Origin of the sequence: Actinosynnema sp. CS-041913, from assembly GCF_050942485.1 — a bacterium.
Classification (GTDB): Bacteria; Actinomycetota; Actinomycetes; order Mycobacteriales; family Pseudonocardiaceae; genus Actinosynnema.
This window is the reverse complement of the sequence record NZ_CP192037.1, coordinates 3,203,459-3,225,611: the sequence shown is the minus strand read 5'-3', so window position 1 is coordinate 3,225,611 and position 22,153 is coordinate 3,203,459. Positions and strand designations below refer to the sequence as shown.

Genomic DNA, 22,153 nt, shown 5'->3' with positions numbered 1-22,153 from the left:
ACCTCTCCTCGGGGAGGTCCGCCACCTGGTCAGCCGTTGACTGCAATCAACGCGCGGCAGCCGGAGCAGTCAGCCGTTGATCGCGATCGTCGCGCGGCAGCCGGAGCAGTACGTGCCCGTCCGGAAGTGCCTGCCCGCGGCCCACATCGTGGTCGTGCCGGGCACCCTGGTGACGCCCCGCATAGCGCTGTGGGCCAGATCGTCCGAAGTGGGCGCCGTGGTCCACGCGCCCGCGCCGAAGCGGGCGAGGAACGGCGCGGCGTCCCGACCGGATCTGGTCTCCCCGGCGACCCACAGCCCGCCTCGGCCGTCGTCGGCGGCGGCGTTGATCCTGGTGGCGGAGGCAGCCGGCACGGCCACCCGTTCCCAGGCGCGGCCGGACCAGTTCAGCACCAGCGGTTGCGCGTCGGCGCGTCCCACGGCCCACACCTGGTCCCCTGCCGTGACGACGTCGGTCAGCTCGACCTGGTGAGCACCGACCGACGGCACCGGCACGGACCGCCAGCCAGTCCCGTTCCACCGCCACGACAAGCCCTGCGACCGCGCGCCGGCCAGTCCGCCTTCGGTGCCGACGGCCCACACGTCCGTGCCGGACAGGCCCGCCACGGCTTCGGCCTTGGCGTGACCGCCGGTCACCGGCAGCGCGAACCGCTCCAGTGCCGTGCCGTTCCACCGGTGCGCGACCGGGCGCTCGACCAGGCCCGAGCCTTCGCGCCCCACCGCCCACGCCGTGGTGTCGGACACCGCGGCGACGTCGGCGAGCCGGCCGTGCTCACCACCCGGTGCGACGCCGATCGCCTTGCGCCACGTGCCGTCACGGTCCAGCAGCAACGGCTTGGCCACCCCGCCGACCACGTCCTGCCCCACGGCCAACACCCGGTCACCCCGCGCGTGGACCGCACGCAGGGTGGGCGATGCCGTGGCGGGCAGGTCGCTCTCCAGCGACCACCGCGCGCCGTCCCACCTCAACAAGATCAGCCCGCCACCGGTCTCCGACGAGCCCACCGCGTACACCGCGTCCGAAGACACCGCGGACACGTCGTCGAGCAGGTACTCCAGCCCCGACGGGGGCGCCTTCATCCGCTGCCAACCGGTCCCGCCGTCCGCGCCCGCCGTGCCCGCCGGCACGACCACGAGCGCGACCGACGCCACCGCCGCATACCATCTTGTGTTCAAGTGACTACCTTTCGTTACCGCCCTGCGGTCGAGTCTGGCGGGGTCGGGCAGCGGACCGAGAGAGCGAGACCCAAGCCGTAAGGGCCTCGTAAGCCCTGACGGCCACTGATCAGCCCCGGCAGCGGCGTGCCGGCGAATCGCGGGTCACCAGGTCGGTCGCGCCGGCGGTGCCGTCCAGCCAGACCACCCGGCGGTGCCGGTCGGCGGCGAACACCGCCTGGTCGCCCCGGTTGCAGGACAGCCGGACCGGGGTGCCGCCCCAGACCGGGACCTGCACCAGCTTGGGCAGGCCGGCGTTGGTGTTCGGGACGCCTACCCTGGTGCTGAAGGTCAGCCACAGGTCCGAGCCGTCGAGCGCCGGGAACATCGGCGCGTCCGCGCTGTCCTCCGGCACCACCGCGCGCGGGTTCCCGCCGTCGTGGTCCGCGGCCATGATCGCCGACCTGCCGTCGATCCCGGTGTCGTGCACCCACGCCACCGCGCCGGACGTCAGCACGACGTCCTTGATGAACAGCGGACCGGCCGGGGCCGGGATCACCGACTTGGTCCCGGTGCGCAGGTTCTCCACCACCGCGTTGTAGTACCAGCCCGTGTTGTCGCGCCGGATCTGCGTGTACGCGAGCAGGTGGCCGCGCAGGAACGGCCGGTTGCCCTGCACGCCGGGGTCCGGGGTGAGGTTGCGGGCGGGCTCGTCGCCGACCCGGAGCCAGACGTCGGTCCCACCCCCGCCGGACAGGTCGAACTGCTGCCACGCCACCGCGTTGCCGGACACCGCCGGCACGGACAGGAAGCTCGACCGCCCGCCGTCCGCGACCGTCCTCAGTGGACCGCCATCCAGCGTGCGGGCGAGGATCTTGTCACCCTGCGCGGAAAGGTCCGTCCACACCGCCGTGACGCCGTCCGTGTTCGGGTGCGCGGTGCTGCCGCCGTCCTCGGGCGAGACGCGGACCGGCGGGGTGGTCGAGTTCGTCCGCCCGGCGTAGACGGCCGGGTACCGCTCGCCGCGCTCGTCGGACAGGTTCACGGCGTAGCGGCCGTTGGCCGCGGACACGAGCGCCGAGGTGTTGGTGACGTTGCGGACCAGCGTCGTGCTGTCCACGCCCAGCTTCCGCTCCCAGCCGGGCACGATCCCGTGGTCGTCGAATGCCTTCGCGATCGTCGTCTGCTGCTGCTGCGTGAGCTTCAGCGCCGCCGCCGCGCCGAGAACCGCCGTGCGACCGTCCACAAAGGAGTCAAGAGGGGTCATGTACTCGGTCAGCGCCGTGTAGACGACCTTGTCCGCCAGCGCGGGATCGATCCGCTCGCGGATGTCCCACAGCGCGCCGCCGAAGATGGTCGAGTTCAGGTGCACGCCGCCGTTGTCCGTGCGGTTGGTCACGCCGAGGTAGTCGCGGACCGTCGTGCGGCCGTCGTTCAGGTTTCGCAGCGCGCAGTCCTCCGGCGCGGTGGTGCGGCACAGGTCCTCGCCCAGCAGCCCGGCGTCCGGGTCCGACATCGCGGTGCCGGCGACCGTCACGTCGATGGCGTTGCCCAGGTAGTCCGACAGCGCCTCGTTCAGCGCGCCGGACTGGCCCAGGTAGACGAGTCCGGCGGTGTGCTCGGTGATCCCGTGCGTCATCTCGTGCCCGACCACGTCGAGATCGGCCGACAGGGGCAGCCGCTCGCCGTCCGCCCAGCCGTACACCATCTTGGCGCCGTCCCAGAACGCGTTGAGGAACGGCCGCCCGCGGTTGGTCACGCCCGCCACCGAGACGCTGTGCCCGCCCTTGCCGTCGATGCCGTCCCGGCCCAGCCGCTGCCGGTAGAACTCGTAGACCTGGCCGGCCGCCCAGTGCGCGTCCACGCCGCCGGACTCGCCGACCGGGCCGTCGAAGCGGCTCGTCTTGGAGGTGAACAGCTTCGTCTCGGGCGGGAGGACGCCGAGGAAGTCGTAGTAGTCGCGCTTCTCGGCGTCGTAGGTCAGGATCTCGCCGCCCGTGACGGGGAACATCGCCCGGCTCCGGTCACGCAGCTCGAACACGCCGTCACCGCGCTCGTACGCGGCCAGCGGCCGGGTCTTCCCGTTCGCGGTGACACCCTCGCCCTCCACCGGCCCCTCGGCGAAGTGCAGGTTGTCGTACTCCAGCGCGACCGCCCCGGTGTGCGCGTCGACGTAGACCTCGCGGCGCAACGGCACACCGTTCGGCACGTCCTCGCCGCGCACGGTCAGGTGCCAGGACAGCACACCGGAACCCCGCGGCAGCACCACGAGACCGTGCCGCTCGACCTGGACGCGTTCGCGCGACTGGGGATCGAGGCCGGCCTTCGCCCGGTGCGCGGCGAGGTCCTCCGGCACCGTCGGCGTCGTGTCGACGGTGAGGCCGCGCACCGTCCGGTCGACGGTGTCCGCCACCGAGCGGTGCGCCGCCGGGCCGGTCAGGTGGACGAGGGCCTGCGCGCCGAACACCGGCACGCCGCGGTGGCGCTGGGCGAGCCGGACGGTGGACCGGTCGCCGGAGTCGACCACCGCGAGCGGCGCCAGGTCCGCCCCGCCGGTCGCGGCGTGGGCCAGTGCCAGGTCGTCGGTTCTCGCGATTCCGCCGGTGCGGGCGGTCGCGACGCCGGCCAGTGCGACGGTCGTCGCGGTGGTGACGGCGAGCGCCACGGCCAGTGCGGGTGTTTTCCGCATGCGTTCCTCCTCGCCCGTGCCATCGCAGGGTTGCCGGCACGGGCCGAGGCCATGATGTCGCCGCAGGTGGTACAGACCAATGGGAGCGAAACCGCTTGTCACCCGATAGGCGCAGGCGTTGACAGTTGCCGGCGGAGGGCGAATAGCCGGATCACGACTATCCGGTGTGGACGGTCAGGCGCCGATGAGGCCGACCACGACCGGACCGGTGAGGGGCAACAGGATGCTGGAGATCGCGTAGGTCACCGTGTAGCCGATCAGCGGCACCGAGTTGCCCGCCACCCCCGTCACCGCCGAGATCGCGGGAGTGCTGCACTGCTGCCCGGCGATGGCCCCGATCAGGATGGGCGGCTCGATCTTCAGCAGCCGGCCGCCGATGTAGAGCGACAGCAGCGCCGGCACCAGCACCATGCCGATCCCGGCGAACGGCAGCAGCAGGCCGTACTCGGCCAGCAGCGGCCCGGCCTGCGGCGCGGCGGCGAGGCCGGTCGCGGCGATGAACGTCGCCAGGCCGAGGTCCTTGGTCAGCGTCGCGGCGGCGGGCGGGAAGCTGCCGATCGCCCGGTGCCGGGACCGGAACCAGCCGAACACCAGCCCGGACAGCAACGCGCCGCCGCCCGTGCCCAGCGACAGCGGCACCGCGCCCAGGTGCACGGTGAGCTTGCCGATCAGCATGCCGAGCGTGACGCCCAGCCCGAGGTACACGAAGTCCGTCGCGACGGTGCGCGGCACGGCGTAACCGATGCGGCCGGTCGCCCGCTCCACGTCGTTCGGCGCGCCCACCAGGGTCACCACGTCACCGCGCCGCACGCGCGTCCCGTCGGCGGTCGGCATGAGCTGATCGGTGCGCGACAGGGACGTCAGGAACACGCCGTGGGCACGCAGGTCGCGCAACGGCCGGTCCACCGCCTCCCGCGCGGTCACCACGACCTCCCGCGTCTCCAGCGTGGTCTTCGCCGCCGCGTCGGGACGGGTCGTCTCCGGCCCGATCACGGACTCCCCGTCGATCAACGCCTTCCGCTCCCCCACCAGCACCACCACGTCGCCCGCCGCCAGCACCAGGTCCGGGCTCGCCGCGACGAAGCCGCCGTCCCGCACGACGCCTTCGACGGTGGCCCGCCCCGGCAGCGCCGCCTCGACCTGGCCGGCGGTCCGCCCGACCACGCGCTCCACCTCGTAGGCGCGACCGACCAGTCCCGGCAGTGCGGGCGACGCGTCCGGGTCGTCGTCACCCCCGCCGAGTTCGCGCAGCAGCGCGCGGGACGAGTCACGCAGGTTGATCCGGAGCAGCGCGGGCGCGAGCCCGCTGGTGAACAGCACGATGGTGATCAGGCCGAACAGGTAGCAGACGGTGTACGCGGTGGCCACGTTGCCCTGGAACGCGGCGCTGGTGGCGCTGTCCAGGCCGAGCTTGCCGATCGCCTCGGTCGCCGTGCCCACCACCGCGGACTCGGTCGCCGCGCCCGCCAGGATGCCCGACGCGGTGCCCACGTCCAACGCCAGCAGCGAGCCCAGGGTGAGCACCAGCGCGACCACGGTCACCGCCTCGACCAGCGACAGCACCCCGAGCTTGAGCCCGGACCGGTTGAGGTTGGCGAAGAACTGCGGGCCGCCGGTGAACCCGAGGGCGAAGATGAACAGGGCGAACGCGATCGTGCGCACCTGCGGTTCGAGCGAGACGTCGAGCAGCCCGACCAGCAGGGCCACGATCAGCGTGCCGCAGATGCCGCCCAGTCGGATCGGACCGACCCGCAGCTTGCCGACCAGGTAGCCCAGCGCCAGGCACACGAACAGCGCGATCTCCGGGGTCGACTGGAACAGGTGCCTCACCCAGTCCATGCGTCTCCCGTCTTCGCGCAGGCAGTCTTCGCGCAGGCAGCCCTCGCACCGGCCGTCCCCGGGTCGGCGTCACGTCGACCGGACGGGGTGTGTCCACGCCGCGAACCTCCCACGCGTGGACTATGCCCCGATCGGGCCCGGACCGCCGGAGGAGACACGGGCCGCATCACCCGGTCAGGGGGCGTCGCCGTCGAGCGCGGCGCCCGGGCGGCTCATAACCTCCGAAGTGCGTCCAGTCCGGACGGTCCACGGAGGACTGATGAACTTCCTGCGCGACGAGATCGTCAAGCCGTACCCGGAACTCCTGGTCTTCCTCACGGTCGCCGCCGGCTTCCTGCTCGGCCGCATCCGACGCCGCTCGATCGCGCTGGGCTCGGTCACCGGGTGCCTGCTGGCGGGCCTCGCGCTCGGCCGGCTGTTCGAGGTGCAGGTCAGCGGCACGGTCAAGTCGCTGTTCTTCGTGATGTTCCTGTTCGCCCTGGGCTACCGGGTGGGGCCGCAGTTCTTCCGGGGCCTGCGCAAGGACGGCCTGCCGCAGGTCGGGCTGGCGCTGGCGGTCTGCGTGTCCGGGCTGCTGGTGTGCTGGCTGTTCGCGGCGGTCCTCGGCTACGGGCCGGGCCTGAGCGCCGGGCTGCTGGGCGGCGCGCTCACCCAGTCGGCGGTCATCGGCGTGGCGGGCGACGCGATCGGCAGCCTGCCCGGCCTGACCGGCGACCAGGTCACCGAGCAGCAGAACCTGGTCGCCATCGGCTACGCCGTCACCTACCCGCTGGGCACGGTCCTGTGCGCGATCCTGCTGGCCAACGTGCTGCCCCGGCTGGTGGGCCGCGACCTCGCGAAGGACAGCGCGGACCTGGCCCGCGAGCTGGACGCGGGCACCGACGACCCGGACCTGGGGCAGGGCTACTACGAGGTGGTGCTGCGGGCGTACACCGTCGCGCACCCCGGCGTGGTCGGGCGGACCATCGACGAGTTCGAGCGGCAGCAGGCGTCGCTCGGACGCCGGGTCTACATCACCCGGGTCCGCCGCAAGGGCACGTTGCTGCCCCAGGACCAGAAGACCGTGTTGCACGAGGGTGACGTGGTCGCGGTCAGCGCGATCCGCGGCGACGTGGTCGCCTACGACCCGGAGCGCGAGATCGGGCCGGAAGCCGACGACGTCGAGCTGCTCGGCTACCGGACGGAGACGCTGCACGTCGTCGCGGGCAACCGGGCGTACCTCGGCCGGACCATCGCCGACCTGCGGCGCGAGCCGTTCATGGCCGGGGTGTTCGTCACCGAGCTGCACCGCTCGGGCGCGAAGTTCCCGTTCCGGATGTCGACGGCGCTGGAACGGGGCGACACGCTGCTGCTCACCGGACCGCGGCGGCTGGTCGACCCCGCCGCGCGGCAGATCGGCACGCCGGTGCCGACGAGCTTCGCCACCGACATGGCCTGGGTGGGCCTGGGCATCTTCCTCGGCGGCTGCCTCGGCATCCCGGCGCTGCACGCGGGAGGCGTCCCGATCAGCCTGTCCACCTCGGGCGGCGCGCTGATCATGGGCCTGGTGTTCGGCCGGCTGCGGGCGAAGTACCCGACGTTCGGCAACGTGCCGGGCGGCGCGCAGTGGTTCATGGACACCCTGGGGCTGTGCCTGTTCGTCGCCGTCGTCGGCATCAACGCCGGTCCCAGCTTCACCAGCGGCCTGGCGCAGGCCGGGTGGGGCCTGCTGCTGCTCGGCGCGGTGGCCACGGTCGTGCCGCTGGTCGTGGGGTTCGCCATCGGGCACTGGGTGCTGAAGATGCGGCTGCCGATCCTGCTCGGCGTGCTGGCCGGCGCGCAGACCACGACCGCCGCGATCGGCGCCGTCAACGAGTCGGCCAAGAGCCAGATCCCCACGATCGGCTACACGGTCCCGTACGCCGTGGGCAACGTCCTGCTGACCATCTGGGGCGCCGTGATCGTCCTGCTGCACCACTGAGCCACGCACCGAGCCGGCAGAAAGGCCGCCGTCATGCCGAAGTCCTCCTACCGCAAGGCCGACATGGAGAAGCTGGCCGGGCTGAGCCCGTTCGAGCTGAAGGGCGAGTTCATCCGGCTCGCGCAGCGGCACCACGACGAGCAGCAGGCGAAGTCGGCCGACCTGATGCTCAACGCGGGGCGCGGCAACCCGAACTGGATCGCGACCGGGCCGCGCGAGGCGTTCTACGCGCTGGGTACGTTCTCGCTCGCCGAGAGCCGTCGCGTGTGGACGGCCGACGACCTCGGCGGGATGCCCGCCAAGGAGGGGATCGCCGACCGGTTCCGGGCCTTCGTGAAGGCGCACCCCGACCTGGCCGGCATCGACCTGCTGGACCGCTCGGTGCGGCTGGGCGTCGAGCGGTTCGGCTTCGAGCCCGACGCGTGGGTGCACGAGCTGGTGGACGGCATCACCGGCGACAACTACCCGGTGCCCGACCGCATCCTGGTGCACGTCGAGCAGGTGGCCCGCGCCTACCTGCACCAGGAGCTGTTCGACGGCCGGCCCGCCGGGTCCGGGCTGGACCTGTTCGCGACCGAGGGCGGCACCGCCGCGATGTGCTACATCTTCGACTCGCTGATCGCCAACGGGGTGCTGCGCAAGGGCGACCGGATCGCGCTGATGGTGCCGATCTTCACGCCGTACATCGAGATCCCCGACCTGGACGAGTACCGGTTCGAGGTGGAGCTGGTGCACGCCGACATGTTCGTGGAGGCCGGTGTGCGCGAGTGGCGCTACCCGGCCGAGGAGGTGGCGAAGCTCGCCGACCCGTCGATCCGGCTGGTGTGCCTGGTGAACCCGAGCAACCCGCCGTCGCTGGCGCTGTCCGACCGGGTCCGCGACCAGCTCAAGGGCATCGTCGAGCGGGACAACCCGAACCTGCTCATCGTCACCGACGACGTGTACGGCACGTTCGTCGACGGGTTCCGCACCATCGCGGCCGACCTGCCGCGCAACACGCTGCTCGTCTACTCGTACTCCAAGCACTACGGCGCGACCGGCTGGCGGCTGGGCCTGATCGGGCTGCACGAGGACAACGTGGTGGACCGGCTGATCGCCGAGCTGCCCGAGGAGGAGCGGGCCCGGCTGCGCAAGCGGTACGGGACGCTGTCGCTGGAGCCGGAGAAGATCCGCTTCATCGACCGGCTGGTGGCCGACTCGCGCCGGGTGGCGCTCAACCACACCGCCGGACTCGGCCTGCCGCAGCAGGTGCAGCTCACACTGTTCTCGCTGTTCGCCATGCTGGACGACGGCAAGGCGTACAAGGCCCGCGTGCAGCGCATCGTCCGCACCCGGCTGGAGCTGCTGATCGAAGGCGCGGGCATGAAGATCGCCGAGGACCCGATGCGCGCCTGCTACTACGTGGAACTGGACCTGCTGGCCGAGGCGGAACGCGTGTACGGCGCCGAGTTCGCCCGTTACCTGGAGCAGACCTACGCCCCGATCGACCCGCTGTTCCGGCTGGCCGAGCAGGCGTCGGTGGTGCTGCTCAACGGCGGCGGGTTCGACGGCCCGAAGTGGTCGGTCCGGGTGTCCCTGGCCAACCTGGACGACCTGGACTATCTGAAGATCGGCCACCACCTGCACACCGTGTTCCGCGACTACCACGACGACTGGAAGTCCGGCACCTGATCCGGCGCGAAGCGGGGGGTTGACGGGTGGGCGCGGAGTTCCCGCGCCCACACCGGTTTCTCAGCCCTTCGCGAGCTGGGCGTCGATCCACGCCCTGAGCTTCGCCTCACCGGGGTAGCCGATGAGCCGGGAGTTCGGCAGCTCCGCCGTGTCGCGGACCGGGACCAGCGTCGGGAGGTACCGGATGCTGTACCGGGAGGACAGGTCGCGACTCCGGTCGACGTCGACCTCGCCCAGCAGGAACCGGCCGCCGTACTCGCCGGCCAGCCGCTCGATCACCGGCTTCATCCGCTGGCACGGCGGGCACCAGGTGGCGCCGAAGTCCAGGATCACCAGCTTCTCCCGCGACTGCTCCATGATCTGGGCGTAGTTCGCGGACGTGACGGTGACGACGTGCTCGGCCTGGATGGTCGCCGGGACCGCCTGGGCCGGGCCGGCGAAGCCGACCAGCAGCGCCAGCGTGCCGAGCAGGGCGCTCAGCAGCCGTATGCGTGTGGACACGACAGAACTCCTTACTGTGCAGGGATTTTCTCGTTGCTCCCGGACAGGCGCGCCGGGACGACTCGTCACACCGCGGAACTGGTGGGCAGCCCGCCCGCGACCCAGTCCTCGATGCCTTCGCGGTACTTGCGCACGTTCGGGTAGCCGAGTTCCACGAGCCGGCGGCCGACGAACTCGCTGTTGCGGCAGGGGGTGTTGGCGCAGTAGACGACGATCGCGGCGGTCTTGTCCGGCAGCACGGTGGGCGCGAGCCGGTCGGTGAAGGCGGCGGCTTCCTCGTACGGGAAGCCGGGGATGTTCCGCGCGTTGGGCAGGTGTTCCTTCTCGTAGTAGGCGACCGGCATGGTGTCCACGACGACGACCGAGCCCTCGCCGATGGCGGCGTGCAGTTCTTCACGGGTGATCAACGGCAGCATGGCGATCCTCTCGGAACGTCGCGCTCCAGCGTGATCGCGGCGGCGGTGGAGTCATCGTCGGTCGGACGCGACCGGGCCTGCTAGTGCCGCCTCACCATGCCGGGCCGTTATCGGCGCGTTGAGCCCTGGCGCCGGCCGCCTGTCACGGACGTGCCGGTGAGGTGTCGTTGTGCCGCAACCAGGTCCGGTAGTCAGGACTCTGCTCCGCCAACCGCCGGTACGCATTCACCGCGAGCGCGCCCAGCTCGGCCGCGAGGTCCGCGAACGGGCCGTCCTCGCGCCAGGCCAGCACGTGCCGCACGGACATCGGCGCGCCCACCAGCGGCCGGATGATCAGGCCCGGCCGCGCGGGACGGGTCGGCTGCACCAGGCCTACGCCGTAACCGCCGGCCACCAGGCACTCCCGTGCCGTGTCGACGTCCGCGTCGTGCGTGATCCTCGGGTCGAACCCGTGCGCCAGGCACATCTCCCGGAACACCACGCGACAGCCGTCCCCGCAGCTCGACACGATCCAGTTCTCGTCGGCGAGGTCCGCCAGCGCGATCTCGTCCCGCCCCGCCAGCGGATGGCCCTCCGCCACGGCGACGAACGACGGCTCGCACACCAGCTTGAGCGCCCGCACGGTCGGTGGCAGCGGGAGGCGGCGCGGGCCGCAGATCATCACCAGGGCCAGGTCCACGCAACGGTTCGCGACCTGCGCCAGCAGCCTGGTGCGGGAGGCGTCGGCGCGGGTGCACACCGGCACGTCGGGGCGCACCTGCCGCAGGGCGTCGAGCAGGGGCGCGGCGAGCGCGCTGTCGTTCCAGCCGATCCGGCACGAGTCCGCCGCGTGCTCCTCCTGCCGGTGGAAGTCGCGCTCCAGCTCGTCGAACGTGGACACGATCGCCTTGGCACGCCGCAACACCAGCGTCCCCAGCGCGGTCGGTCGCACGCCGTTCTGGTCGCGGTCGAACAGCGGGCCGCCGACGAGCTGCTCGATCCGGCGCAACTGGTGGCTGAGCGCGGGCTGGCCGAGCCCCAGACTGCCGGCGGCGCGGTTGAGGCTGCCCGCCGCGGCGATCTCGCAGATCACCCGCAGGTGCCGAACCTGAAGCTCCATGACTTCGTCTACCTCCGGCCGCTCCGCACCGGACACCGCCATCCGGGTGACCTATGTCCGGACATTAGCCGCCACCGCCGTTCCCGACCGGTCACGGGACGCCGCATAACCCCGTGGCATCCGTCAGCGGCAATACCGATTCCACCTGCCCGGTGCCCATAGTCGATCACGCGTCAGCACACCCCTGCCTCGGCTGCGCGCGTCCCGACCATGGAGTCACGGTGTTACGACCACTCCCCCTCACCGAGCAGTGCGCCGGTCCCCTGTCCCGGGCCGAGCACGTCTGCCTCGGCATCAGCCCGTTCAACAGCCACTTCACCATCGAGCGGATCGCCGACCTGGCCCGCTGGGCGTCGGCCGGCTTCCACCGGTTCCACTTCTTCGTGCCGGACGGCCCGTCCGCGTTCACCCTGGAAGCACTGGGCTACGACCCCGGCCGCGCCGCGCGCAAGGCGCAGCGCCAGGGGAACTACACGCGGAACAAGATCCTGCGCGCGCTGGAGCAGGTCCGCGCGCCGAACCCGGACGAGCTGATCCTCGACTCGTCCGCGCTGGACGGCAACCGCGCGTACCTGCGGCTGCTGTCCCAGGCGCACCAGCGGTTCGCGGCCGACCCCGAGTTCGCCCGGCAGTGCCTGGGCGCGACCGGCTGGGTGCTGGACCGGCGGCTGCCCGAGGGCGAGAGCCCCACCGGCGACCAGTTGCGCAGCGCCGTCCGGTACTTCCTGGCCGAGCTGCCGATGTTCGTCAGCACCGTGGAGGTCGCGGGCGTCGGCAGCTCGGTGTTCGCCTACCACCAGCGGGTGCCGTTCCTGGCACACCTGTACGGCGGCGAGCTGTCCTGGCGCCCGCACCCCGAACAGGGCTTCGTCGTGCTGGAGCACGCGGTCCCCGAGCGAGCGGAGTGACCATGTCCGAGCACGACGACTTCTCGCTGCGCCGCGTCCCGCCGGACCGGCGCTACTCGTGGGTTTCGGTGGCTCTGCAACGATTCGGGCAGGTGTCGTCGTTCCACCAGTTCCTGCTCGGCGCGGTGCTCGGCTTCGGCATGACGTTCTGGGACGCCGTGCTGGCCATCACGGTCGGCTCGGTGCTGCTGGAGGGCATCACGATCCTGATGGGCATCGCCGGGACCAGGGAAGGGCTGTCCACGTCCGTGCTGGCCCGCTGGGCCGGTTTCGGCCGCCGGGGTTCGGCCCTGGTGGGGCTGCTGATGACGCTGAGCCTCGCGGGCTGGTTCGGCGTGCAGAACGACGTGTTCGCGCAGGGCCTGCACGCGCTGGTCGGCGGGCCCCCGGTGTGGGTCTGGGCGCTGGGCGGCGGCGCGCTGGTGACCGCCATCGTGCTGTTCGGCTTCCACGCCATGGCCTGGACCGCCTACCTGACCGTGCCCGCGTTCCTCGCGCTGGCCGGGTTCTCGATCGCCGGCGCGCTCGGCGACCACTCGCTGGCCTCGCTGGTGTCCGACCCGCCGCCCGGCCCGCCGATGTCGCTCGCCCAGGGCACGACGCTGGTCGCGGGCGCGTTCATCATGGGCGCGGTGATGACGCCGGACATGACCCGGTTCAACCGCGGCGCGGCGGACGTGGTGAAGCAGACCCTGGTCGGCATCACCCTCGGCCAGTACCTGATCGGGCTGGTGGGCGTGCTGCTCGCGCACGCGGCGAGGAGCGCGGACGTGGTCGGCATCATCACCTCGTCGTCCGGCGTCCTCGGCACGCTGATAATGGTCACCGCGATCGTGAAGATCAACGACTGGAACCTGTACTCGTCCACGCTCGGCCTGGTGAACACGGTCGAGGTGCTGTTCTCCCGCCGCCTCGACCGCACCACCGCGACGCTCCTGCTCGGCGGGCTCGGCTCGCTGCTGTCCGCCGTGGGCATCCTGGACCACTTCACCACCTTCCTGACCTGGATCGGGATCGTCACGCCGCCGGTCGCGGGCGTGGTGATCGCGGAGTACTTCGTGGTCCGCCGCTGGCGGGCCGACCTGGACGCCTCGCGCGCGGTCGGCGAACTGCCCGCCACCGCGCCGAACTGGGTGCCCTCCGCGCTGTGGTGCTGGGTGGCGGGCGCGGCGGTCGGCATCTCGGTGCCGTTCGGGATTCCCACCGTCAACTCGATCCTGGCCGCGTTCGCGTTGTACGTTCTCCTCGGCATCCGGACCAACCGCCCCGCGTCCGCGCCGACGGCCTCCCGCGCCGCCGGCTGACCAGACAGGGGGCGCGTCATGCGACTGGACGTGCACCACCTCCGGGTGGTGCGGGCGATCGCGGACACCGAGAGCCTGTCGCGGGCGGCGGCCGTCCTCGGCATCACCCAGCCCGCGGTCAGCGCGCAGCTCAAACGGCTGGAGCAACTGCTGGGCTACCGGCTGTTCGAACGCCGCGAGGGCACCGTGCTGCCGACCCCGATGGGCGAGCTGCTGCTGCGCCGCACCACCGCCGTGCTGCCGCAACTGGACAAGCTGCTGGAGGACATCGACCAGTGCTCCGACCGGGGCCGCCCGCCCGCCAGGATGCGGGTGGGCGCGGTGTGCAGCGCCGTCGTGCCGCACCTGTCGGCGGTCGTGACGGCGCTGTGGCCGGAGGTCCGCGAGGTGTCGTTGGTGAACGACGCGAGCGACCGGCTGCTGTCGCTGGTGGACGAGCGCCGGGTGGAACTGGCCACGGTCAAGGACTACCCGGGGCACGAGCTGCCGGTGCCGCGCGACGTCGACACCGCCGTGGTGGTGGTCGAGCCGACCTTCGTGCTGCTGCCGGAACAGCACCCGCTGGCGGCGCGCGGGACGGTGGACCTGGCGGACCTCAAGGACGAGGGCTGGGTCGTGGTGGCGAACGACTCCTCGTCGGCGGCGTTCAACGAGCTGTTCGCCGAGACCTGTGCCCGGCACGGCTTCGTCCCCGTCATCACCCACCTGGTCAGCTCCCAGACGGTGGCGCAGTTGGTGGTGCGGACGGGCGCGGTCGGGCTCGTCCAGCCCGCGTGCGACGAGCACGCGGGCATCGCCGTGCGGGCGTTGCGCGGAGACCTGTTGCGCCGCAGGCACATCCTGGCGTGGCATCGGGAGACGTTCGTGGCGGAGCGGACGGACGAGCTGCTCGCCGCCGTGGTCGACGCCTACTGGGCCGAAGCCCGGCGCTCGTCCGTGTACCGGAGGTATCTGTCCTCTTAGGACGGAGGTCCCCGCCGGGAGACCACTCGGCGGGGACCTCCTCCTCCCTGTCACGGGCTGAGGGTTCCCGGGTACAGGAACTCGTCGGACGGTATGGTCGTGCCGTCCAGCCAGGCGTGGTAGAACTCGGTCAGGTCGAGCTGCGCCACCGCCGCGACGTACAGCTCGAAGTCGTGCCAGTTCTGGTTGCCCTGCGGGTTGATCATCGGGAACCCGGACAGCACCTGGAGGAACACGTCGTCGCCCAGTGTCCGGCGCAGCGCGTGCACCATGAGCACGGCCTTCGCGGTGGGGGCGAACTCGGCGTTCCGGCCCGGATCGGTGAGCTTGCGCGACCAGAACCCGGCGTCGGCCCGCGCCACCATCGCGCGGTAGCGCTCGTCGAGGCTCGCGCCGCCCTTCGCCTCGTCCCACAGCCACACCGCGTAACGCGCGAACGACTCGGGCAGCAGGACGTCCCGCCACATCTTGATGCTGACGCTGTCGCCCCACCACTGGAACGCACTGGCATAGACCAGATCGGCGATGCCGGCGGCCGAGCCGTACACCGGCCTGGTCTGCGCGGGGTGCGTATAGCCCGGGCGCGTGTCGAGGAACAGCCCGCCGGCCGCCGACTGCGGGTAGTCGCCGAGCACACCGGAGAGGAACGTCAGCACCTCGGGCAGCCGGTCGCCGAGTTCCCGCTTCCCGGAAGCGCCGGGCGCGTAGGCGTTCACCACTGTCACACCGCCGGGCAACGCCCGGGTGTCGACCTGCCAGCGCCCGATGCCGAGCATCGCGGAGTTCGGGGCCGTGGGCGTCTCCTCGGCCCACGTCACGGTGTGCCGCCCGCCGCAGGGCACGTCGGACTCGGGGATGCCGTTGCCCACGACCGACCAGCCGAGCGGGACGGTCGCCGCGACGTGCAGGGTCGCCTTGTCCGCCTCGGTGCCGTTGACGGGGAACCAGGTCATCGCCGAGTGCGGCATCCCGGCGGCGACCGCCGGACCGCCCGCCGTCGCCTGCCACCCGGTCCGGCCGCGGGCCGTGTCGAGCGGCCGGGGGCGGCCCGCGTAGGCGACTTCCACGGTGAAGCCCGCGCCCCGGGCCAGCGTCGAGGCGGGGGTGATGACGAGTTCGTGCTCGCCCGCCCTGGCGAACGCGGCGGGCTTGCCGTCGACCGTCACCGACCGCACCGTGAAGCCGCGCAAGTCCAGGTTGAACCGGCTCAGTTGCTGCGTGGTGACGGCTTTGACGGTCGCCTTCCCGTGCAGCGCGAGGTAGTAGGGGTCGTAGTCGAGTGCGAGCGTGTAGTCCTCGACGTCGTACCCGCCGTTGCCGTCCTTCGGGTAGTAGGGATCGACGCCGAGCACGACGCCGTTGGGAGCGACGTGGACGTACCCGTCGCCGCCGACGGTGGAGGGGTCCGCGGCGGCCGGGTGGCCGCTCAGGGTGGCGGCCAGCACTATGGGTACCAAGGCAACCGGTCGAATCCGGACACGCATGGGTGAAGCCTCTCTGCGGGCAGGGTCGGATCGTCGCGGGCTCCGCGAAGGGGCGCGCGCCGCCATCGTCCGATCGGCTGCCGGCCGGGCGGCACTGCCATCCGGTGATGCCGCCGGGTTATCGCGCGCCTGTGTCACCGGAGCCACGAAATCGACGGGCCGGTCGAACCAGCGCCCGTGCGCCGGTCGGATAACACCGCGGCATCCGCAGCCGGGAGTACCGTCCGGAGTCCCGCACCCGGATCGTCCTTCCCGTGCACGACAACACAACGCTGCCGGTGGGGGCGCTGCTCGCGCTGACCACCACGGTGTTCCTCGGCTGCCTCACCGAGGTGCTGCCGGCGGGTCTGCTGCTGGGCATGTCGGCGGACCTCGGCGTGTCCCCGTCCACCACCGGGCAGTTGGTCACGGTGTACGCGATCACCACCGCCCTGACCGCGATCCCGCTGACCACCGCGACTCTCCGCGTGCCGCGCAAGACGCTGCTGCTCGCGCTGATCGCCGGGTTCCTGGTGGCCAACCTGGTCATCGCGGTGTCCTCGTGGTACCCGCTGATCCTGGTGGCCCGCATCGCGTCGGGCGCGCTCACCGGCGTGATGTGGTCCCTGGTCGCGGGTTACGCGATGCGCCTCGCGCCACCGGCCATGACCGGCCGCGCGCTCGCCGTGGCGATGTCCGGCACGCCGATCGGCTTCGCCCTCGGCGTCCCGGCGGGCACGGCGCTCGGCGAGTTCGCGGACTGGCGCTGGGCGTTCGCTGCCATGGCGTTGACCACGGTGCCACTGGCGGTGTGGATCGTCCTGGTGGTGCCCGGATTCCCCGGTGAGACCGCGGGTCCGACCCGGCCGACCCGTCCGCTGACGGCCTTCGGGCTGCCCGGCATGGCGGCGATGCTCTTGATCGTGCTCACGTTCTCCTTGGGCCACAACGTGATGTACACCTACGTCGGTCCCGTGCTCGCGCGGTTCGGGCAGGCGGACCTGCTCGGCACGGCGCTGCTCGTGTTCGGGGCCGCCACGGTGCCGGGGCTGCTCGCGGTCGGCGCCGCCCTGGACCGGCGGCCACGTGCCGTGCTCGGCCTCTGCTCGGGCTTGACCGGGGCAGGCATCGTGCTCTTCTTCGCCAGTCAGGGGAATCCGGTCCTGGTGCTGGTCGCGTCCGGCTTGTGGGGGCTGGCTTTCGGCGGCGCGCCGACGGCTTTCCAGTCGGCCACCGCGCTCATCGCGGGCCCCACCGCGGACGCCGCCCAGTCGCTGACCATCGCCTCGTGGAACGGGGCGGTCGCGCTGGGCGCGCTGTCCGGCGGCCTGCTCCTCCACGTCGACGCCCTCACGTTGCCGTGGGCCGCGGCCGTCCTGGTGTGCCTGCCGCTCCTGGTGCTCGTCCGGCGGCGCACGTTCCTGTCTCGAACCTGCCAGACCTTTCCCGGCGCGGCTGATGAAGTGGAGGCATGTCCGCCGCCGTCACCGCCGTCATGATGGGCATCTTCTCCATCGTCACCACCGAGATCCTGCCGATCGGGCTGCTGACGTCCATCGGGTCCGACTTCGCCGTCTCGGACGGGACGGCGGGCCTGATGATGACCGTGCCCGGATTCGTCGCCGCGCTCGCCGCTCCGGTGGTCACGGTCGCCACCGCGCGCGTCGACCGCCGGTTGATGTTGTGCGTGTTCATGCTCCTGCTGACGGTGGCGAACGTCCTGGCGGCGATCGCGCCGGACTTCTGGGTCGTGCTGGTCTCCCGCGTGCTGGTGGGTGTCACCATCGGCGGGTTCTGGTCGATCGGCGCGGGTCTGGCCGAGCGGCTGGTGTCGCCAGGGTCCGCGGCACGGGCCACGGCGGTGATCTTCTCCGCCGTGCCGCTGGGCTCCGTGCTGGGCGTTCCGGCGGGCACGTTCATCGGTGACCTCGCCGGGTGGCGGGCGGCGTTCGTCGTCCTCGCGGTGTCGAGCGGCGGTGTGCTCGTCGCGCTCCTGGCGGTGCTGCCGCCCCTGCCCGCTGTCCGCGCCACCGGGCTCGACGTGCTCCGCGGCATCCTGCGGAGCACGAACACCCGGGTGGGCCTGCTGGTGACGTTCCTGGTCGTGCTGGCCCACTTCGGCACGTACACCTACGTGACGCCGTTCCTGGAGCAGGTCACCCACGCGGGCTCCGGCATGGTCACGATCCTGCTCCTGGTCTACGGCGCCGCGGGCGTCGCCGGCAATTTCCTCGCCGGGGCCCGGGTCGCGCGCCATCCCCGGGCGGTGTTCGGCGTGAGCGCCGCCCTGCTCGCCGGCGCGACCTTGCTGCTGCCCGTCCTCGGTGGAGGGGTCGTCGGCGCAGTGGTGCTGCTCATCGTCTGGGGCATGGCCTACGGAGCTGTGCCGATGTGCTCGCAGACCTGGTTCGCCAAGTCCTCGCCGGACGCGCCCGAGGCGGCGTCGGTGCTGTTCACCGCGTCGTTCCAGGCGACCATCGGCATCGGGGCGCTGGCCGGCGGCGTGGTCGTGGACCGCACCTCCCCGTCGACCGTCATGCTCGTCGGCGGCTCGGTCGCGGTGCTGGTGGTCGTCACGGTGTGGGCACACTTCGCGCGGCGGGTGGCGTGGCCGGTGGCCTCGGGAGCACCGGCCACGCCAAGGGCGCGCCGCTGACACCGCCTACGGCGCTGGGAAGAGCCCTTCCAGGAGGGGAGGACGCCGGGCGTCCTCCCCCCGACAGGGGATCAGTTGGCTCCGGTGCAGGCTTCCTGCGGAAGGTCGAAAGCCTTGCCGCAGGCGCTCCACGGGCCACCGTGCGGGCCGACGTCCGGCGTGTCCACCGAAGACGCGCCCGCGGGCACGTAGGTGGTGAACGTGACCGTGCCCGCCGCGCTCCTGAGCCACACCGCGTCGTGCTGCTGGCCCCCGATCAACTGGCCGTGCCAGTGGTAGCCGCCTCCCGGCGCGTCGCACCGCCACAACCGGATGGTCCGGCCGTGCACGTGCGCCGGGCCCACCGGCTGGATGCAGGCCAGGGCCTGGAACTCCCCGGTCGGCACCGGCTGGGCGGCGGCGGAGGTCACCGTGCCACCCAGCGCGAGCGCGCTGAGTCCAACTGCCAGGGAAACTTTCTTGACGGACAACGACATCACGTCCTCCTCGATAGTTTCGAACCCGGGCGCCCCGCGATTCGGCGGCGTCCGGGTCCATCCGTACCGGTGGCGGGTTCTTTGGTGTCGGCGGTCGGGGGACGAACAACGAAGGCTGAACAAACGTCGACGCATGGGGGGATGCGGATGCCACGGGGTGAACGTCCACTCGATGAGGGGGACACCGCGTTATTGCGGTTCGCGCGTGATCTGAGGTTGGTGCGCGACAAGGCGGGCAGACCGACGTACCGCGAGCTGAGCGCGCGGGCGCACTACTCGGAGGCGACGCTGTCCCAGGCCGCCGCGGGCCGGAAGCTGCCGAGCCTCGCCGTCACGCTCGCCTACGTCCGGGCCTGCGACGGCGAGGAGGAGCCGTGGCGGGAACGCTGGCAGGAGGTGGCCGACGAACTCGCCGAGCCCGTCCCGGACGCGGAGCGGGACGCCTCGCCGTACGTCGGGCTGGCCGCGTTCCAGCGGGAGGACGCGGAGCTGTTCTTCGGGCGGGAGGAGTTGGTCGACGACGTGCTGCGGCGGCTGGCGCGGCAGCGGCTCGTCGGGCTGTTCGGCGCGTCCGGGTCGGGCAAGTCGTCCGTGCTGCGGGCGGGCGTGCTGCCCCGGCTCGACCAGGCCCTGCTGATCACGCCCGGCGCGCGTCCCCTGGAGGAGTGCGCGATCGGGCTGGCCCACCTGCTGGGCGACAGCGCGAGCCGGCTGCACGCCGAACTCGTCGCCGACCGCCGCGGGCTGCTCCGGCTGATCCGGCACGCGGCGGCGGACGACGGGTTCGTGCTGGTGGTCGACCAGTTCGAGGAGGTGTTCACGCTCTGCGCCGACGACGAGCGCGCCCGGTTCCTCGACGCGCTGCTCGCCGTCGCGCAGGACGAGCACAGCTTGAGCCGGGTCCTGATCGGCGTGCGGGCCGACTTCTACGGGCACTGCGCGGACCACCCGGGCCTGGTCGAGGCGTTGCGGGACGGCCAGGTCGCGGTCGGGCCGATGACCCCGGCGCAGCGGCGGCTGGCGATCACCGGGCCGGCCGCCAAGTCCGGCCTCATCGTGGAGAGCGCGCTGGTCACCGAACTGGTCGCGCGGACCGACGGCGCGGGCGTGCTGCCGCTGCTGTCCCACGCCCTGCTGGAGACCTGGCTGCGTCGACGGGGCAACACCTTGACCCTGGCGGGGTTCCAGGCGGCCGGCGGGATCGACGGCGCGCTCGCGCAAACGGCGGAAGCGGTCTACACCGGCCTCACCGAGTCCGGCCGGGAGCCGGCGAAGAACCTCCTCCTGCGGCTCATCGCGCCCGGCGAGGGCACCGAGGACACCAAGCGCCGGATCGCCCGGACCGAGCTGGACGCCGACACCGACGAGGTGCTCGACCGGCTGGCGGCGGCCCGGCTGGTGTCGCTGGGCGACAACACCGTGGAGATCGCGCACGAGGCGCTGATCCGGGCCTGGCCCCGGCTGCGGGACTGGCTGTCGGACGACCGGGAAGGGCTGCGGCTGCACCGCCGGCTCACCGAGGCGGCGGAGGCGTGGCACGCGCTGGACCGCGACTCGGGCGCCCTGTACCGCGGCCTGCGGCTGGCCAGGGCTCGCGACTGGGCCGCTCGGCACGACTCCGCGCTGACCGCCCGGGAACGCGAGTTCGTGCGCGCCGGTCTGGCCGCGCAGGCGGCGGAGCACGACCTCGACCGCCGTCGGTCCCGCCGGCTGCGACGCCTCGTCGCGCTGCTCAGCGTCCTGCTGGTGTTCGCCGTGACGGTGACCGCCTACGCGGTGAACGCGCAGCAGGACGCGGCCCGCCGGCGGGACGCCGCGCTGTCGCGGGTCGCCGCGGGCAAAGCCGCCGTGCTGCGCCGCACCGACCCCGCCCTCGCCGTGCAGGTCGCCCTGGCCGCCTACCGGCTGTCGCCCACCGCCGAAGCCCGCGACGGCCTGCTGGGCTCGTTCCCGCTGCCCTACGCCCACCGCGTGCGCGGCCACACGGACAACGTGAACTCGGTGGTCTTCAGCCCGGACGGCCGCACCATGGCGACCGCGAGCCACGACCACACGGCGAAGCTGTGGGACGCCACCGATCCCGGCCGCGTCCGCGAGTCGGCCACGCTCGCCGGTCACCGCGACAACGTCAACACCGTCGCGTTCAGCCCCACCCGTCCCCTGGTCGCCACCGCGAGCTGGGACGACACCGCCCGGCTGTGGGACGTCGCGGACCGCAGGCACCCGGTGCCGCTCGCCGTCCTCACCGGGCACACCGACCACGTCAACACGGCCGCGTTCAGCCCGGACGACCGCATGGTCGCCACGGCGGGCTCCGACGGGACGGCGCGGCTCTGGGACGTCACCGATCCACGCGCGCCGGTGGCGCTGGCGACGTTGCGCGGTCACGAGGGCATCGTGGTGTCGGTGGCGTTCAGCGCGGACGGGCGGCGGCTCGCCACCGTGAGCCGGGACGGCAAGCTGGGGCTGTGGGACATCGGCGACCCGCGCCGACCGGGCCCGCCGACCCGGCTCACCGGCCACACCGCGCCCGCCGTGTGGCTGGCGTTCAGCCCGGACCACCGCTTCCTGGTGACGACCGGCGAGGACCGCACGGCACGGCTGTGGGACATGGCCACCCTCCGGTCGACCGCCCTCACCGCACACGACGGGATCGTGCGCGGGGCGGCGTTCACCTCGGACGGCCGCCTGCTCGCGACCGCCGCGTCGGACCAGACCGCCCGGCTGTGGGACGTGTCCGACCCCTTCGCGCCCAAGCAGACCGCCCGCCTGGAGGGGCACACCGAGCCGATCGTGTCGGTCGCCGTCACCGGCCACACGCTGGCGACCGCGAGCGACGACGACACGGTGGCCCTGTGGCGGCTGCCGGACTCGCCGCCGGACCGGATCACCATCGAGCAGGCCGCCGCGTGGGTGTGCGAGATGGGCGGCGAGCGCATCCCGGCGTCCGACTGGTCGGTGTACTTCCCCGGCGTCGCCTACCGGCCGCCGTGCTGACGCGGCCGACTGTGCCGCACTCTGCGCGGTGGCGAGGTCGTGGACCGGCTGCACCC

General features: G+C 72.5%; 16 protein-coding genes. 8 read left to right on the top strand and 8 right to left on the bottom strand.

The window, feature by feature from the left end; all coding sequences use genetic code 11:
* Positions 1-69 precede the first annotated feature (69 nt).
* From ACQPZF_RS15465 to aspT (ACQPZF_RS15455), 3 genes are all read right to left on the bottom strand, one after another.
* Entirely contained in the window at positions 70-1,176 is a 1,107-nt protein-coding gene (locus tag ACQPZF_RS15465; protein ID WP_433272123.1) for a hypothetical protein, read from the bottom strand.
* 109 nt (positions 1,177-1,285) lie between these two features.
* Positions 1,286-3,844, bottom strand: coding sequence for a M4 family metallopeptidase (locus ACQPZF_RS15460; RefSeq protein WP_433272122.1), 2,559 nt, complete (start codon positions 3,842-3,844; stop codon positions 1,286-1,288).
* A 174-nt stretch (positions 3,845-4,018) separates the two neighbouring features.
* Positions 4,019-5,683, bottom strand: coding sequence for an aspartate-alanine antiporter (gene aspT, locus ACQPZF_RS15455; RefSeq protein ID WP_433272121.1), 1,665 nt, complete (start codon positions 5,681-5,683; stop codon positions 4,019-4,021).
* Between the two features lie 259 nt (positions 5,684-5,942).
* Here aspT (ACQPZF_RS15455) and aspT (ACQPZF_RS15450) point away from each other — a divergent pair, with 259 nt between their 5' ends.
* Positions 5,943-7,643, top strand: coding sequence for an aspartate-alanine antiporter (aspT, locus tag ACQPZF_RS15450; protein ID WP_433272120.1), 1,701 nt, complete (start codon positions 5,943-5,945; stop codon positions 7,641-7,643).
* Between the two features lie 33 nt (positions 7,644-7,676).
* The gene (locus ACQPZF_RS15445; RefSeq protein ID WP_433272119.1) at positions 7,677-9,314 is read left to right on the top strand and encodes a bifunctional aspartate transaminase/aspartate 4-decarboxylase; all 1,638 of its coding nucleotides are present in this window, start codon (positions 7,677-7,679) and stop codon (positions 9,312-9,314) included.
* 60 nt (positions 9,315-9,374) lie between these two features.
* Here ACQPZF_RS15445 and ACQPZF_RS15440 read toward each other — a convergent pair whose 3' ends face one another.
* The 3 genes from ACQPZF_RS15440 to ACQPZF_RS15430 all read right to left on the bottom strand — a co-directional run bounded on the left by ACQPZF_RS15440 (position 9,375) and on the right by ACQPZF_RS15430 (position 11,330).
* The gene (locus ACQPZF_RS15440; protein ID WP_433272118.1) at positions 9,375-9,815 is read right to left on the bottom strand and encodes a thioredoxin family protein; all 441 of its coding nucleotides are present in this window, start codon (positions 9,813-9,815) and stop codon (positions 9,375-9,377) included.
* A 65-nt stretch (positions 9,816-9,880) separates the two neighbouring features.
* Complete coding sequence (locus tag ACQPZF_RS15435; RefSeq protein WP_433272117.1) at positions 9,881-10,231, bottom strand: rhodanese-like domain-containing protein; 351 nt, start codon at positions 10,229-10,231, stop codon at positions 9,881-9,883.
* Positions 10,232-10,373: 142 nt separating this feature from the next.
* Positions 10,374-11,330: a LysR family transcriptional regulator gene (locus ACQPZF_RS15430; protein WP_433272116.1), complete on the bottom strand. Its 957-nt coding sequence runs from the start codon at positions 11,328-11,330 to the stop codon at positions 10,374-10,376.
* Positions 11,331-11,551: 221 nt separating this feature from the next.
* Between ACQPZF_RS15430 and ACQPZF_RS15425 the strand changes: the two genes are divergently transcribed.
* From ACQPZF_RS15425 to ACQPZF_RS15415, 3 genes are read left to right on the top strand one after another with little or no spacing between them, the layout of a single operon-like run.
* Complete coding sequence (locus ACQPZF_RS15425) at positions 11,552-12,238, top strand: tRNA-dependent cyclodipeptide synthase (protein ID WP_433272115.1); 687 nt, start codon at positions 11,552-11,554, stop codon at positions 12,236-12,238.
* Between the two features lie 2 nt (positions 12,239-12,240).
* Positions 12,241-13,542: a purine-cytosine permease family protein gene (locus ACQPZF_RS15420; RefSeq protein WP_433272114.1), complete on the top strand. Its 1,302-nt coding sequence runs from the start codon at positions 12,241-12,243 to the stop codon at positions 13,540-13,542.
* A gap of 18 nt (positions 13,543-13,560) precedes the next feature.
* Complete coding sequence (locus ACQPZF_RS15415) at positions 13,561-14,505, top strand: LysR family transcriptional regulator (RefSeq protein WP_433272113.1); 945 nt, start codon at positions 13,561-13,563, stop codon at positions 14,503-14,505.
* A gap of 50 nt (positions 14,506-14,555) precedes the next feature.
* On the opposite strand, the gene ACQPZF_RS15410 is transcribed toward ACQPZF_RS15415, so the two are convergent.
* Entirely contained in the window at positions 14,556-15,950 is a 1,395-nt protein-coding gene (locus tag ACQPZF_RS15410) for a M1 family metallopeptidase (RefSeq protein WP_433272112.1), read from the bottom strand.
* A gap of 293 nt (positions 15,951-16,243) precedes the next feature.
* On the opposite strand from ACQPZF_RS15410, the gene ACQPZF_RS15405 reads away from it, so the two are divergent.
* Positions 16,244-17,467: an MFS transporter gene (locus ACQPZF_RS15405; RefSeq protein WP_433272111.1), complete on the top strand. Its 1,224-nt coding sequence runs from the start codon at positions 16,244-16,246 to the stop codon at positions 17,465-17,467.
* Positions 17,440-18,624: an MFS transporter gene (locus ACQPZF_RS15400; RefSeq protein WP_433272110.1), complete on the top strand. Its 1,185-nt coding sequence runs from the start codon at positions 17,440-17,442 to the stop codon at positions 18,622-18,624. Before ACQPZF_RS15405 ends, ACQPZF_RS15400 begins: the two co-directional genes overlap by 28 nt.
* A gap of 71 nt (positions 18,625-18,695) precedes the next feature.
* Here the strand turns inward: ACQPZF_RS15400 and ACQPZF_RS15395 are convergent, their stop codons facing one another.
* Positions 18,696-19,100: a hypothetical protein gene (locus tag ACQPZF_RS15395; protein WP_433272109.1), complete on the bottom strand. Its 405-nt coding sequence runs from the start codon at positions 19,098-19,100 to the stop codon at positions 18,696-18,698.
* 219 nt (positions 19,101-19,319) lie between these two features.
* On the opposite strand from ACQPZF_RS15395, the gene ACQPZF_RS15390 reads away from it, so the two are divergent.
* Positions 19,320-22,097, top strand: a complete 2,778-nt coding sequence (locus tag ACQPZF_RS15390) for a hypothetical protein (protein WP_433272108.1) — start codon at positions 19,320-19,322, stop codon at positions 22,095-22,097.
* Positions 22,098-22,153: the final 56 nt, after the last annotated feature.